Source organism: Flavobacterium palustre (genome assembly GCF_014639535.1).
Lineage (GTDB): Bacteria > Bacteroidota > Bacteroidia > Flavobacteriales > Flavobacteriaceae > Flavobacterium > Flavobacterium palustre.
The window spans coordinates 60466-75066 of sequence record NZ_BMGA01000009.1 but is presented as its reverse complement, the minus strand read 5'-3'; the positions used below and the strand labels follow the sequence as shown (position 1 = coordinate 75066).

Sequence of the window (14601 nt, the reverse complement as noted above, 5' to 3'; positions counted from 1 at the left end):
AGGCGGTTCAAGAGTAAATTTTGAACCGCCTTTTTTACATCGTAAAAATATTATACACAATTACATGATCGCTGTAAGTAATATACAATTGCTTTCGATTTTCCTGTTTTTTTCGGGTAATGATTGAAACCGTACAGTCTATACCATCATTATCTCTACATGTGAAAGAGTAAACCAAATCACTTTCGGATTCTGACTCCGGCTGGTAGGTTAATATCTCATACAATTGAATATTTTGGGAATAAATCAAAAACCTGTTTTTATCTGTATCCAGGGTAACTACAATATTCACCAAACTTAAATCGGACCATTTTCCCCATTTTCCCTTTTCGTTTTTTTCTAAAACGCTAAAGCCTGAAGTTTTAAACCGATAGACCTGACTGTAGGACTGCTGTATTCCCAGAAGTAAAAAAAATAAGCTTACATAAAAGCATTTCAATTTTGTCATTTCAATTTATTTTAAAATAAGAAATCAGCAACTTCTTTTTGGGCTCGCTGATATTCCTGCATCATATCTGCAATTATTGTTTCGGCAGTTTTTATATCGTGAATTAATCCTGCTACCTGCCCTATTTCTAATTCACCTTCTGTCAAATCACCCTCAAAAATGCCTTTTTTGGCACGAGCCCTGCCTAACAATTGAGACAAATCTTCTTTAGTTGGACACTTTTTATATAACTCCTGAATATCTTCAAAAAATTTATTCTTAATCAACCGCACCGGAGTTAACTCTTTTAATGTTAACTGCGTTTCTCCTTCTTTAGTATTCAGAATTACTTGTTTAAAATTATCATGTGCCGAAGATTCAACCGAAGCTGCAAATCGGCTGCCTACCTGAACGCCATCAGCACCTAAAACCATCGCTGCAAGCATTCCGTTTCCATTGGCTATACCGCCGGCTGCAATAATAGGAATTTTTATTTGTTCTTTCACCATCGGAATTAAAGTAAAAGTAGTAGTTTCCTCCCGACCGTTATGACCTCCGGCTTCAAAACCCTCGGCAACAATGGCATCAACACCTGCTTCTTGCGCTCTTAAAGCAAATTTGCTGCTGCTCACCACATGCACTACCGTAATACCATTTTCTTTCAAATAGGACGTCCAGGTCATCGGGTTTCCTGCGGAAGTAAACACAATTTGCACCTTTTCTTCAACAATAATTTTCATAATTTCTTCGATATTGGGATACAACATCGGAATATTGACACCAAAAGGTTTCGAAGTGGCTTTTTTACATTTTTGAATGTGTTCCCTTAAAACTTCCGGATACATCGAACCCGCTCCCAATAATCCCAAGCCTCCTGCATTACTTACCGCACTGGCTAATTTATAACCACTAACCCAAACCATTCCTGCCTGAATTATGGGGTATTTGATATTGAAAAGCGTGGTTATTCTGTTCATAGAAACTTATTTATTCTCTTGGGGAAATTCAAAAAAAAGTGATTAACTCCTAAACGAATTAATCACTTAAATATATTATTTTTTTCGAAAACAAACTACGAAATCACTCCTGAACCTACTAATTCGTCACCAATGTGCCAGGCTACAAACTGTCCTTCGGTAATTGCCGATTGAGGTTCTTCAAAAGACACATACATACCAGATTCAAACTGATGTAAAATGGCTTCCTGTAACGGCTGTCTGTATCGGATTCTTGCCATTACTTTCATGGTTTCGCCATTGGCTAAAGCCAAATCTTTACGAATCCAATGCACTTCTGATTTTTCTATAAACAAAGCTTTTCTAAACAATCCCGGATGATGACTTCCCATTCCGGTATAAATAGTATTGGTTTCAACATTTGTTGCAATAACAAAAAGACCTTCAGCCGTACCTCCTACATTTAACCCTTTTCGTTGTCCAATGGTAAAATAATGAGCTCCTTGGTGCTTTCCTACTTTTTTACCCATTTCAACTGCATATTGAATAGGTTTTGCCGCTAAAGACAAGGCTTCTTCTGTAACTAAATCGTCTGAAACCGTAGTGTTATAAACCGGATGATCTTTATCAATTTGAACAATAATTCCTTCTTTAGGCTGTAATTTTTGTTGTAAAAATTCCGGAAGACGTACTTTTCCAATAAAACACAATCCTTGCGAATCTTTCTTTTCGGCAGTAACTAATTCCATTTCGGCAGCAATTTCACGCACCTGAGGTTTCGTTAATTCGCCAATTGGAAACAGTGATTTTGCCAATTGTTCCTGCGATAACTGACACAGAAAATAAGATTGATCTTTATTAGTATCTACTCCGGAAAGCAATTGATATACCGGCTTTCCGTCAACTTCAATTTCACTTTTTCTGCAATAATGTCCTGTTGCCACATAATCAGCGCCCAGACTTAAGGCAATTTTCATGAAAACATCAAATTTTATCTCGCGGTTACACAATACATCAGGATTTGGAGTTCTTCCTCTTTCGTATTCGTTGAACATGTAATCAACGATTTTTTCTTTGTATTGCTCACTTAAATCAACGGTTTGAAACGGAATTCCTAACTTTTCAGCGACTAACAAAGCATCATTACTGTCTTCTAACCACGGACAATCATTGGAAATGGTAACCGAATCGTCATGCCAGTTTTTCATAAAAAGACCAATCACTTCATAGCCTTGTTGTTGCAACAAATAAGCCGCAACACTCGAATCGACACCTCCGGAAAGTCCTACTACAACACGTTTCATAATAAAGTTTATTTTTGAGGCTGCAAAGGTACAAAGTTTTCAAACGATTCCGATAATTATAACATTCCGTTTGTAATCAAAATCCTTTTACAAAAAGCAGGATTACTTTGTTTTCACTGTTGTTTTTGCTTTAGGATGGCTCATATTGGTTTCTTCTTTTAATTTTCCGTTTTCGAAAAATTGCCAGATTCCCGTTTTTTTTCCGTTTGTAAATTTACCCTTCGAAACCATATTACCATCTACATCCTTAAAAACAGCAGTCCCATCGTATTGATCGTTCTTAAAAAAAGCCTCTTCCAATACAATTCCTTTTTCGGAATATTTTTTAGAAATTCCATTTTTTAAACCTCCTTTATATATTGTTTCTTCGGCTATTTTTCCACTGGGAAAAAACACTGAACGCAAACCTTCCAGTTTACCGTTTTTATAATGCTCAATACTCATAATCGTTGTGGCTGCTTTATGGTAATACTTCCATTCGCCTTCAAACAATTTATTAACCACTTTCCCTTCGCTTACTTTATTTTTTGCCTGATCATAAAAAACGGTGTAAGCCGCATTATCATTTGCATTAAAAGTTCGGGTTGCAATTACAGTTCCCGCCTTGGTATCATCATAAAACTTAAATTCTCCAATTTCTTTTCCATGCGAAAAAGTGCCTTCGTATCGCAATCTTTTGGATTCAGGATAAAAACCTTTCCATAAGCCATCTTTTTTTTGCTCACTGTCAAATTGATTAATTGCTGTCTGAGCTATTAAAGCTGTGCATTGTATAAAGAAAAAGAAAAACAAACTCTTTTGTATCATTTTGGTCAAATTAAATTTTAAACAACTTATATGTATTAACAGCAATTAGTCAAACAGCTTTGAAATATGGCCATTAAACAATCAGGCGACTCAATTGTATCCTTAGGTCAAATTTACTAAATGACGGCGTACAAACAAGAATTTATCAGGATGTTATTTTGTTTAACAATTAATCTAAAATAACTAAACAAAAAGCTTTATCAACAATGAAAAAGCCCATTTTAAAAAGTTAAACAACTATTAATCAAATTATAAAGTAATTTTTGTTCAACTTTTATTAACTAACTTTAAACAAAATTAACAACAACTATAAAACTAAGAATTATGAAAATTGTATCAAAACTCAGATTAGCCCTAACCTGTATTGCATTTTTATCATTAATGGTATCTTGCGATAATGACGACAATCCTAAACCGGTTGACAATACAATAACTGGTCTTGCAGTTAAAAATTCAAATCTTAAAATTTTAGTACAGGCCTTAACCCGTGCCGAATTAGCCACTACACTCAAAGGAGCAGGTCCTTTTACTGTGTTTGCACCTACCGACGCAGCGTTTACAGCTTTTTTAGAAACAACACCTTATGCAACAATTAACGACGTCCCAAAAGACGTATTGACACAAATTTTATTAAATCACGTTGTGAGTGGCAACGTAAAATCTACTGACTTAACAACCGGATATGTTAAAACACTTGCTAAAAGTGCCACTTCAGGAACTAACACAATGAGCATGTATGTGGACCTAACATCAGGAGTAAAACTAAATGGAGTATCCAAAGTAATAACCGCTGATGTAATGGCTTCTAATGGAGTAATACATGTGGTTGATGCCGTAATCAATCTGCCTACAATTGTTACGCATGCAACTGCAAATCCTAACTTTACCTCATTAGTGGGGGCTTTAACCGGAGCAGGTCAACCTGACTTTGTTAGTATTTTATCCGGAACAGGACCTTTTACTGTATTTGCGCCAACGAATGCCGCATTTACCGCTTTGAATACAGAACTAGCTCCAGGGGGAATTGCAGGAGTTTCAGCTGCCAATTTAACAAAAGTATTGCGATACCATGTTGTAAACGGAAACATTTTAGCAGCAAGTTTAACCGAAGCACAAATAGTCAATACACTACAAACACCACAAACATTTACTGTGCAATTAACAGGAGGCGCAAAAATTAAGGATGTTAACAATAGAATTTCGAATATCACAGCAACTGATGTTCAATGCTCAAATGGTGTTATACATGTAGTTGACAAAGTATTATTACCGAATTTGAATTAATTTTGAATCATAAAAAAAGCTCTCAAATTGAGAGCTTTTTTTATGATTTAAAATCTGTTATTTCTTTTTATTTTGAGCTTTCATAGCTTCTTGTTGTGCCATAGCTTCCTGTAATTTTTGTTGAAATTTACTTGGCTTCTTAGGCTCTTTCTTTTTGTTTTCCTGAATTTGAGCGTGAATCTTATCACTATCAATAATATAGTTTTTGATAACTAACATAATTCCGATAGTAATAGTATTAGAAACAAAATAATACAAACTCAATCCTGAAGCATAACTATTAAAGAACAACAACATCATTAATGGCGAAATGTACACCATAATTTTCATCATCTTAGCCATATCTGGCATTCCTTCCTGTTGTGGTGTTGCCATTTGTTGGTCTCCGGTTGTCATTTTCATATAAAAGAAAATAGCAATCGAAGCTAAAATTGGGAACAAACTAATGTGATCTCCATAAGCAGGAATATGGAAAGGCAATTTGTAAACTGAATCGAAAGAAGACAAATCGTCTGCCCAGAAGAATCCTTTTTGTCTTAACTCAATAGCAGCCGGAAAAAACTGGAATAAAGCATAAAAAACAGGCATTTGCAACAAACCGGGTACACAACCAGCCATTGGGTTCACGCCGGCTTTATTGTATAACTTCATCGTTTCCTGTTGTTTTTTCATTGGTTCATCCTTGAATTTCTCACTAATTTCAGTGATTTCAGGACGTAACACTTTCATTTTTGCCTGAGACAGGAATGATTTATAAGTAACAGGAGACATGATTAATTTTACCAAAATAGTAAACAATACAATTGCCCAACCTTGTGAAATAAACATACTTAACAAACCATACATTGGGATAAAAGCATGACGGTTAATCCAACCGAAAATTCCCCAACCTAAGGCTACAATGTCTTCCAGATTTCTATCGTAAGACTTTAACAATTTGTAATCTGTAGGACCATAATACCAATTCATTTTTTGGTCAATCTCACCATTTTTAAAAGCCAATGGCAAAGTAGCCTTAAACTGCTTTGTAAAAGTAGTATCAACCTTATCATCATTTACTAAATTGTTAGAATACAATTCGGCTGTTTTAAACGGAGTTGACGACAACAAAATAGAAGAAAAGAAATGTTGCTTGTATGCTACATAAGAAACATTCTCAGCAGTTTCAGTTTTATCATTTCCCTGCCCCAGGTAATCACTTTTACCTTCTTCATATTCGAAATAAATTTCAGAATAACGGTTTTCATAAGAGATACTTTTTTCATTAGCATACGTCTTAAGATTCCATTCTAACTGCAATGGTTTTTCTGTTTTCAAAACAGTATTCAAACCTTGGGACTGAATATCAAAATCCAACATGTAATCAGTTGCTTTTAATACATATTTGTATTCCAAATACGCATTATCAGAAGCTTTCAAACGCATTGTCAAAATTTGGTCTTCACCATTTTTTGTCAAAGTAGGCTCAAAATAAAGATCTTTCGTATTTAAAGTATGATTGTCCTTAGTAAATAACTGAAGATTAAATTGTGCATTATTGTCTTTTACCAATTGCACTAATTTACCTGAACCTTTTTTAAATCGTTCAAAGTTTTTTAAAGTTGCCTCTGCAATATAACCACCTTTATTAGCAATTTTAAGTTTTACCAATTTGTTTTCGATGGTAGTATAATCATCTTTTGCAGAAGGTAAAGTAGCCGAATAAGCAAAACTTCCTAACGATTTTTGTAATTGTGCTAATTTCAAAGTATCACTACTTGTAACCGGAGCTGCATTTAGTTTCACAGCATTTTCCTGAACCTTAGCCTCTTTTGCGACCAATTCTTTTTTGGCTTTTTCTGCAGCAAGTTCAGCTTCAGAGGGCTTGTTCTGGTACATTATCCAAAGCAAAATACCAAAAATCAATACAAAACCGATTAACGAATTAGGGTCAAACTTTTTTTCTTCCATTATTACACAACTTATTTTATTGGCCTTTTAAGCCTAATTTATTTGATTCTATTACTAGAAAACACTAATTATTTTTTTCTTGCTTTTACGGCAGCTGCCACAAAATTCACGAAAAGCGGGTGTGGATTTGCCACTGTACTCTTGTATTCAGGATGGTATTGTACCCCAATGAAGAAAGGATGATTTTCGATTTCAACAATTTCCACTAATCCAGTATCCGGATTCACACCTGAAGCTTTCAATCCTGCTTTTTCTAAGTCGGCAACATAAGCACTATTGTACTCATAACGATGACGGTGACGCTCATTAATAGTAGTCTGACCGTATATTTTATAGGCTAAAGTATCAGGTTTAATTTCACATTTCCATGCTCCAAGACGCATTGTACCTCCTTTGTCGGTTACATTTTTTTGCTCTTCCATTAAATTCACAACCGGATTAGGAGTATCTGAATTCATTTCTGTTGAATTAGCATCAGCTAAGCCTAATACATTTCTGGAATATTCAATAACTGACATTTGCATTCCAAGACAGATTCCGAAGAAAGGCATATTGTTTTCACGAGCGTAACGCACCGCAGCAATTTTACCTTCAATTCCTCTTTCACCAAAGCCCGGAGCAACTAAGATAGCATCAATATCTTTAAATTTTTCAGCAATATTCTCCTCATCAATGTATTCTGAGTGAATAGAAACTACATTCACTTTAGTTTCATTGGCTGCACCCGCATGGATGAAAGCTTCTAAAATAGACTTGTAACAGTCCTGCATTTCAACATACTTCCCAATCAAACCAACATTTACGGTATGTTTTGGGCTTTTCAATCTTTTCAAGAAAGTATTCCAGTTTTTCAAATCCGGTGCTGCTTTCTTAGGTAAATCTAATTTTTTCAAAGCCACAATATCCAATCCTTCTTCGAGCATTAAATTAGGCACTTCGTAAATTGTTGACGCATCAATAGACTGAATAACTGCTTCTTTTTTCACATTACAAAACAAAGCCAGTTTACTGCGAATTTCCTGCGAAAGTTCATGCTCCGTTCTACAAACCAGGATATCGGCTTTGATTCCGCTTTCCATCAAAGTTTTCACTGAGTGCTGGGTAGGTTTGGTTTTCAACTCACCGGCAGCAGCTAAGAAAGGAACTAAAGTCAGGTGAATTACAATAGCATTATTTTCACCTAAATCCCAAACTAACTGACGAACCGATTCAATATAAGGCAAAGATTCAATATCACCTACAGTACCACCAATTTCAGTAATAATAATATCATAATCACCGGATTGCCCCAGCAATTGCATTCTGTCTTTAATTTCGTTAGTGATATGAGGAACAACCTGAACCGTTTTTCCTAAAAATTCTCCTCTTCTTTCTTTTTCAATAACCGAAAGATAAATTCTACCGGTAGTAACGTTATTAGCCTGAGAAGTTGGAACATTCAGGAAACGCTCGTAGTGACCTAAATCCAAATCAGTTTCAGCTCCATCATCAGTTACATAACATTCTCCGTGCTCATAAGGATTCAAAGTTCCCGGGTCAACATTTAAGTAGGGATCAAATTTTTGAATAGTCGTTCTATACCCTCTTGCCTGTAATAATTTTGCTAATGACGCTGCTATAATTCCTTTTCCCAAAGAAGAAGTAACCCCTCCAGTAACAAAAATATATTTTGTTTGATTCATGCTGTTCTAGTTTGTATTGTAGTTGTGTAAAAAACGTGGCAAAAATACGATTATAAATTTAGATTATGCTAATTTGGAAATGAGATAATTTCTAAAATTGAGATTTACCGATACAAAAATAAAAACCTCATTAAATTAATAATTCAATGAGGTTTTGGGTATCTTTTTTTAATATTTCGTATCAATTCTTCTAAGCCATTCAATTTTAATTCGTAAACCAATTGCAACTGCTCACCTAATTCTCCCTTTGGGAAGCCTTTGTTGTGATACCAAACCACATAATATTCGGGTAAATCGATCAAAAATCGACCTTCGTATTTTCCAAAAGGCATTTTAGTATGCGCTAATTTAATGAGTTTCTGTTGATTTGCATCCATAAAATTAATGTGCTACTTTCTCAGTCAAATCAGCATCATAATACATGATGTAAACTCCTTTGTTACTATAACCCGCTCCGTCCTTTTTATAATACTCAAACTTATTTTCAAATTGCTCTGTTGCTGTCGCATTAACCGTTTCTTCAAAAGATTTATTTTGCATCAAACGCATCATAGTATCAAAAGTGACATCAAATCCCCTCACTGCGTAATCACTTGGAGCAATCGAATTCAACTTTCTGAATTTATTTTCAAAAGCTATTCCTTCAGGGGAATTATTATCCCTGGTTACCGAAGGATACATCAATTTTAACTTCACTAAATTTGAAAAATTAATTTCATCCGTATCTAAAGTTTCATTAGGCTCTAAAATCACTAACTGAACCTGATAATCAGACATAGCACTCAACATCGAAGCAATAGTTGCTTTAATCATCATCGTATTAGCCGTTTCCATAACCACATAATTCATGCGCCCGGCAACCAGCATCCCTCTCAAAGTTTCGGCTGCTACACTGCCTTTTTCAGTCAAAGGAACTAATCGCACGTCAGGCTGATTCAGTTTTAGATATTGAATTACCGATTCTTTTTTTCTATCCACCACCGCAACAACATTTCCTTTTTTAGATCGCATATAATCAAACATAGCTGCCTTTAAAACATCATTCACAGGAACAGATTGATACAAATTAACTATGGAATTCCCCGCATCTTTTGACAATGGTGAAATCACCGGTACATTATTAGCCGCCAACAAACGGGCAGTTGCTTCAGCATTATTTTGGTAAAATGGACCTACAACAGCATCGGCAGTTTGCAAATTATTCGCTTTAACAACAGTCGCAATATCCGATCCATATTTTTTCTCTTCCGAATCCACTATCTGAACATCGATAGGCAATCCTAAAGTTTTAGCCGAATCTATTGCCATCAAAGCTCCTGCATAAAAATCCAAAGTCATATTTAAAAACTTATCCTTTTTTAACTGCTCAACAACCGAATTCACTGAATCGCCCTCTACTCTGCTCACGTTAAACGGCAAAAGCATTATCATTTTTTTACGCCCTGCAATGTTAGTTTTTGGAACTAAATCAGTATAAACTTTATTTTCCTGAACAGGAACAAAACCGGCTGGTACTTTTAAAAGCATCCCTATTTCAACACCATTTTTAAGTTCCGGATTTAAAGTCAATAATTCCTCCTGACTCAGATCAAACATTTTAGACAAACTATACAAAGTTTCCTTTGGTTTTACTTCATAAGTTACATATTTCTTAACAGAAGCCGTAATCACTTCCCGCTTAGGCGTTTCTTTTTGAGCCGAAACCGGTGTTTTAGCAGGAGTTCCTTTAATCAATAAGTGCGAACCAACAGTTAAATTAGCTACAATTTCAGGATTTTTCTTTTCTAATTCAGCAATTGTAATTCCGTATTTTTTAGCAATTGAAAATTTAGTTTCTTTAGGAAGCACATCATGATAAATCACTTTTGCCTGCGACAACCCTCCAACTTTAGCAGCGTTTTTAGACGGAATCACCAAAACCTGACCAATCTGCAAACCATCAGTTTCTAAAAAAGGATTGGCTTTTTTCAAATCAGCATCCGAAACATTGTATTTTTTTTCGATCCCAAACAAAGTTTCCTTAGGCAACACCTTATGAGTCGTCTCTTTTTGAACGACTGTTTTTTTAACTACCGCCTTAGCCGGAATCAACAACACACTTTTAGGAGTTAATTTACGTTGCGCATCAGGATTTAATTTATAAATATCATACGGAGTTACCTGATACTTCTTAGCAATATCAATTATAGTTTCTCCATTCTCTACTTTATGAGTTATTGTTCCTTGCGAAAAAAGAAAATTAGCAAACAGTAAAACAGGAATCCAAATTGCAAAAAAACGCTTCATTCGATTATTTTATTTATAAAATTACACACTTAAGATAAAAAACGGTACCAAATTTTATTTCAAAATCTGATACCGTTTTTATAATTTAAGAAACAGCAATTAAGTCGTTTCTATTATTCCCACTCAATTGTTGCAGGTGGTTTCGAACTAATATCATACACTACTCTGTTCACTCCTTTTACCTTGTTGATAATATCATTTGATACTTTCATCAGGAAATCATACGGTAAGTGAACCCAGTCAGCAGTCATACCATCGGTAGATTCTACAGCACGTAGCGCTACTACTTTTTCATAAGTACGCTCGTCACCCATAACTCCAACACTATTTACAGGAAGCAAAATTGCTCCTGCCTGCCAAACTTTATCATACAATCCCCAAGATTTTAATCCGTCAATAAAAACTTTATCTACATCTTGCAGGATTCGTACTTTTTCTAAAGTAATATCTCCTAAAATACGGATAGACAATCCTGGTCCAGGGAAAGGATGTCTTCCTAATAATTCCGGATCAATACCTAAACTTGCTCCCACTCTGCGCACCTCATCTTTAAAAAGCATACGCAAAGGTTCTACAATTTTCAATTTCATATAATCCGGCAAACCTCCCACATTGTGGTGCGATTTAATTGTTGCCGATGGTCCTTTTACAGAAACCGACTCGATAACATCAGGATAAATTGTCCCCTGAGCTAACCAGGTAACATCTTCAATTTTATGTGACTCATCATCAAAAACTTCAATAAAAGCATTTCCGATGGCTTTTCTTTTTAATTCAGGATCAGTAACTCCGGCTAAGGCATCATAAAAACGCTGAGAAGCATCAACCCCCTTCACATTCAAGCCCATTCCTTCGTATTGATTCAATACGCTTTCAAACTCATTTTTTCGAAGCAAACCGTTATTTACAAAAATACAATACAGGTTTTTCCCGATAGCTTTGTTCAATAAAACTGCTGCCACAGTTGAATCTACGCCTCCTGAAAGTCCAAGAACTACTTTATCGTTTCCGATTTTCTCTTTCATTTCAGCTACAATTTCCTCAACAAAAGCATTTGGCGTAAAGTTTTGAGGAACGTGAGCAATTTTCACTAAGAAATTCTCCAGCATTTGTTTTCCATCTGTAGAATGGTAAACTTCAGGATGGTATTGAATTGCATAAGTAGTTTCACCTTCAATTTTGTAAGCAGCAAATTCCACATCATGTGTACTTGCTAATTTCACACCATTAGTAGGCAATGCTTTCACGCTATCACTATGACTCATCCATACCTGACTGTTTGGAGAAACTCCTTCAAAGAAAACTTCGTCTTCTTTAATGTATGATAAATTAGCTCTTCCGTATTCTCTGGTGTTAGACGCTGCCACTTCACCACCGCTAAAATGCGCTAAATATTGTGAACCATAACAAACAGCTAACAATGGAAGCTTCCCTCTAATTTGAGATAAATCAGGATGTGGTGCATCTTCTCCACGAACAGAGAATGGACTTCCTCCCAATATTACTGCCTTGTAACTTGATAAATCCGAAGGGATATTATTGTATGGAAAAATTTCGCAGAATATATTTAATTCGCGAACTCTACGCGCAATCAGCTGAGTGTATTGCGACCCGAAATCTAAAATAAGTACGTTGTGTTGCATGGGCGCAAAATTACTTTTTAAATTTGGATTGCAAAAGTGGATTTTTGAAATTTTTTATTTTTTTTCTATTCCAATTTAACCCCTCTTATTTCAAAAGAAATCAACAGCTAAAAACAGTATTTTTTATTCTTTTATGAAAGTAAATTTAGACTTAACTCCTTTATCAATATTATCCCAATAATTAGAAATCAACATTTTACCTTCCTGATCATAAATCTCAAAATTTCCGGTATTCCCGCCTAAGTTCCCCCGATTAAGTGCTTCTAATTCTAAATAATTCAAACCATCATTCAAATTCACTCTAATATCATCAAAACCGGGACCAAGCAACAAACTATTCGTTAAAACAGTAGGCTTGTAATCATATATCACAGAAGCTTTAACTAAATCACCATCAATTGCTCCATAATCACGAATTCTCACAATTAAATAATTAGATTTTGTTCGAATTACTCCGAAATCCACGTCTGTTTTTCTAATATAGGAATCATCTTCTTTAAGACCATTTGCAATCAACGATTTACTTATACTCTCGTTAAGCTTGTCTCTCACTCTGTCACCGGGATTTATAAAATCATTGGTTTGTTCCATCGAAAAGGACTTTGTTTCCCCTATCTGATATTTAGAACCTAAAGGCATAACCGCATCCGGGTTTTTTAAAATATCAGGTGCCTTGATAACAGGTGCTTCGGCTGTAGCAGACGGAGTTACTTTCTTAGGAACCGGAGCAGTATTCAATGGCGCTTTTATTTTAAGCTTAGTAGTACCAAAATCATTTTGAGCATAACTACCTACTGTAAAACAAATCATTACCAACAATAAAAACTGCTTCCTATTCATGTTATTTTGCCTTTTTTAAAACTCTTAAGCATCAACAAATATACCAAGCTTTCATTTTAGAAAACAAAATCAACATTGAACATTAAAGAAATTTTAACCAAAGCATCCGTTTTTATTCCTTTTCAATTACAATAGTAGCCTTATATCCCTGAGCAATATTCCATTGATTAGCGGTAATAAGATTTCCTTTATCATCAAAGATTTTAAATTCAGCTGTATTAGGTGCAGCATAGCCTTCATTGATTGCTTCAAAATCAATACGATTTACTCCTTTTTGCAAAGTAATATCAAATCCTTGCGCTTCACCATTCAAAAGCACTTCCGGCTCAACAATTACATAATTCAAATACACTCGCACCTTGTCGCCATCAACATAAGCCGCATCACGATAACTTACTTTTGCAGCTCCTGAAGCTGTTTTAACCACTCCAAAATCCTGATCTCTTTTAGCTAATTTTTCAGGATCTTTTTCTTCTCCTTTAGGAACTTCATATTTATTTTCTCCTATGTCAGTTATCACATAATTTTTTATCGCATTATAATCGGCCTTAGACACTTTCACATCTTTCTCTTTGATTTCTTTCGCCTTCACTTCTTTCTTTTTGACCGGAGCAGCTTTAACCTTAAACTCGGCTCCAAATTCTTCCTGAGAATAAGCTGTTGACAGCATCCCGAACATCAAACCGAAAATAAAAACCTGACCTTTAAAACTAAAATATTGACTCATCTTTTTACATATTTAATTTAGAAACTATATTCAAAAAAAATTTTTTTTATTAGTCTATTCCTAATAGATAACAGCAAAGTTTTTAATTTATTATGTACAAAGCTAATCAAAAACAGCCTAATACTATTTGTCTTTATCGAAATGAGTGTTTTTTATTTTACTATTTTTTATAAATTGCGCAAAATATTCTAAACTTTAACCAGAGGTGTATTCCTCTATAAACTAATTAAATACATCAAAATGAAAAGAGAAAACATCTTAACGGGATCGCCATGGGAAGACAAAATGGGATATTGTCGTGCAGTTCGCATTGGAAACATCATCGAAGTTTCAGGAACTGTTGCAATTGTTGATGGCGACAAAGTAAAAGCTGATGACGCTCACGCACAAACTTTAAATATTTTAGAAAGAGTTGAAAAAGTATTGGAAGATTTAAACGCAAGTATGAAAGATGTAATCCGTACTCGTATTTTTACTACTGATGTAAGTACTTTTGAAGCAGTTGCTACAGCTCACGCTACATTTTTCAAAGACATCAAACCTACAACTGGTTTCTACGGAATTAACCAATTAGTAGCTCCTGAATACTTAGTTGAAATTGAATTAACTGCTGTATTAGCTGAATAATTTAATTTCAAAAAAAAAAATCTTTTCGAGCGCAATAAAAGCAATTAGAAACCTAAAACTGCTTTTGT

At 34.9% G+C, this 14601-nt stretch carries 13 protein-coding genes; 2 read left to right on the top strand and 11 right to left on the bottom strand.

Annotated elements, in window-relative coordinates; genetic code table 11:
* Positions 1–34: 34 nt before the first annotated feature.
* The 4 genes from IEV84_RS14815 to IEV84_RS14800 form a co-directional block, all read right to left on the bottom strand.
* Positions 35–448, bottom strand: a complete 414-nt coding sequence (locus IEV84_RS14815; protein WP_188495319.1) for a hypothetical protein — start codon at positions 446–448, stop codon at positions 35–37.
* An 11-nt stretch (positions 449–459) separates the two neighbouring features.
* Positions 460–1404 (bottom strand): NAD(P)H-dependent flavin oxidoreductase, encoded by a 945-nt coding sequence (locus IEV84_RS14810; protein WP_188495317.1) that lies wholly within the window; start codon positions 1402–1404, stop codon positions 460–462.
* Positions 1405–1499: 95 nt separating this feature from the next.
* The gene (mnmA, locus tag IEV84_RS14805) at positions 1500–2687 is read right to left on the bottom strand and encodes a tRNA 2-thiouridine(34) synthase MnmA (protein WP_188495308.1); all 1188 of its coding nucleotides are present in this window, start codon (positions 2685–2687) and stop codon (positions 1500–1502) included.
* Between the two features lie 102 nt (positions 2688–2789).
* Positions 2790–3494, bottom strand: coding sequence for a toxin-antitoxin system YwqK family antitoxin (locus IEV84_RS14800; protein WP_188495306.1), 705 nt, complete (start codon positions 3492–3494; stop codon positions 2790–2792).
* 324 nt (positions 3495–3818) lie between these two features.
* Here IEV84_RS14800 and IEV84_RS14795 point away from each other — a divergent pair, with 324 nt between their 5' ends.
* Complete coding sequence (locus tag IEV84_RS14795) at positions 3819–4778, top strand: fasciclin domain-containing protein (protein WP_188495305.1); 960 nt, start codon at positions 3819–3821, stop codon at positions 4776–4778.
* Positions 4779–4835: 57 nt separating this feature from the next.
* On the opposite strand, the gene yidC is transcribed toward IEV84_RS14795, so the two are convergent.
* From yidC to IEV84_RS14760, 7 genes are all read right to left on the bottom strand, one after another.
* Complete coding sequence (gene yidC, locus IEV84_RS14790) at positions 4836–6728, bottom strand: membrane protein insertase YidC (RefSeq protein ID WP_188495303.1); 1893 nt, start codon at positions 6726–6728, stop codon at positions 4836–4838.
* Between the two features lie 68 nt (positions 6729–6796).
* Positions 6797–8410: a CTP synthase gene (pyrG, locus tag IEV84_RS14785; protein WP_188495301.1), complete on the bottom strand. Its 1614-nt coding sequence runs from the start codon at positions 8408–8410 to the stop codon at positions 6797–6799.
* Between the two features lie 143 nt (positions 8411–8553).
* The gene (locus IEV84_RS14780; RefSeq protein WP_188495299.1) at positions 8554–8787 is read right to left on the bottom strand and encodes a DUF3820 family protein; all 234 of its coding nucleotides are present in this window, start codon (positions 8785–8787) and stop codon (positions 8554–8556) included.
* Positions 8788–8791: 4 nt separating this feature from the next.
* Entirely contained in the window at positions 8792–10696 is a 1905-nt protein-coding gene (locus tag IEV84_RS14775) for an amino acid ABC transporter substrate-binding protein (protein ID WP_188495297.1), read from the bottom strand.
* Positions 10697–10809: 113 nt separating this feature from the next.
* Positions 10810–12339 carry a glutamine-hydrolyzing GMP synthase gene (guaA, locus tag IEV84_RS14770; protein ID WP_188495289.1) on the bottom strand — a complete coding sequence of 510 codons (1530 nt, stop codon included), beginning with the start codon at positions 12337–12339 and terminating at the stop codon, positions 10810–10812.
* Between the two features lie 123 nt (positions 12340–12462).
* Positions 12463–13179 (bottom strand): hypothetical protein, encoded by a 717-nt coding sequence (locus IEV84_RS14765; RefSeq protein ID WP_188495281.1) that lies wholly within the window; start codon positions 13177–13179, stop codon positions 12463–12465.
* Between the two features lie 112 nt (positions 13180–13291).
* Positions 13292–13906, bottom strand: a complete 615-nt coding sequence (locus tag IEV84_RS14760; RefSeq protein WP_188495279.1) for a hypothetical protein — start codon at positions 13904–13906, stop codon at positions 13292–13294.
* Positions 13907–14146: 240 nt separating this feature from the next.
* Here IEV84_RS14760 and IEV84_RS14755 point away from each other — a divergent pair, with 240 nt between their 5' ends.
* On the top strand, positions 14147–14533 hold the full coding sequence (locus IEV84_RS14755; protein ID WP_128197594.1) for a RidA family protein: 387 nt from the start codon (positions 14147–14149) through the stop codon (positions 14531–14533).
* Positions 14534–14601 lie beyond the last annotated feature (68 nt).

Bases quoted from the DNA above. Each gene is read 5' to 3' on its own strand.
- IEV84_RS14775 (WP_188495297.1), bottom strand. From the start codon at position 10,696: ATGAAGCGTTTTTTTGCAATTTGGATTCCTGTTTTACTGTTTGCTAAT.
- IEV84_RS14810 (WP_188495317.1), bottom strand. From the start codon at position 1,404: ATGAACAGAATAACCACGCTTTTCAATATCAAATACCCCATAATTCAG.
- IEV84_RS14780 (WP_188495299.1), bottom strand. From the start codon at position 8,787: ATGGATGCAAATCAACAGAAACTCATTAAATTAGCGCATACTAAAATG.
- yidC (WP_188495303.1), bottom strand. From the start codon at position 6,728: ATGGAAGAAAAAAAGTTTGACCCTAATTCGTTAATCGGTTTTGTATTG.
- guaA (WP_188495289.1), bottom strand. From the start codon at position 12,339: ATGCAACACAACGTACTTATTTTAGATTTCGGGTCGCAATACACTCAG.
- IEV84_RS14760 (WP_188495279.1), bottom strand. From the start codon at position 13,906: ATGAGTCAATATTTTAGTTTTAAAGGTCAGGTTTTTATTTTCGGTTTG.
- IEV84_RS14800 (WP_188495306.1), bottom strand. From the start codon at position 3,494: ATGATACAAAAGAGTTTGTTTTTCTTTTTCTTTATACAATGCACAGCT.
- IEV84_RS14755 (WP_128197594.1), top strand. From the start codon at position 14,147: ATGAAAAGAGAAAACATCTTAACGGGATCGCCATGGGAAGACAAAATG.
- IEV84_RS14765 (WP_188495281.1), bottom strand. From the start codon at position 13,179: ATGAATAGGAAGCAGTTTTTATTGTTGGTAATGATTTGTTTTACAGTA.
- pyrG (WP_188495301.1), bottom strand. From the start codon at position 8,410: ATGAATCAAACAAAATATATTTTTGTTACTGGAGGGGTTACTTCTTCT.
- mnmA (WP_188495308.1), bottom strand. From the start codon at position 2,687: ATGAAACGTGTTGTAGTAGGACTTTCCGGAGGTGTCGATTCGAGTGTT.
- IEV84_RS14815 (WP_188495319.1), bottom strand. From the start codon at position 448: ATGACAAAATTGAAATGCTTTTATGTAAGCTTATTTTTTTTACTTCTG.
- IEV84_RS14795 (WP_188495305.1), top strand. From the start codon at position 3,819: ATGAAAATTGTATCAAAACTCAGATTAGCCCTAACCTGTATTGCATTT.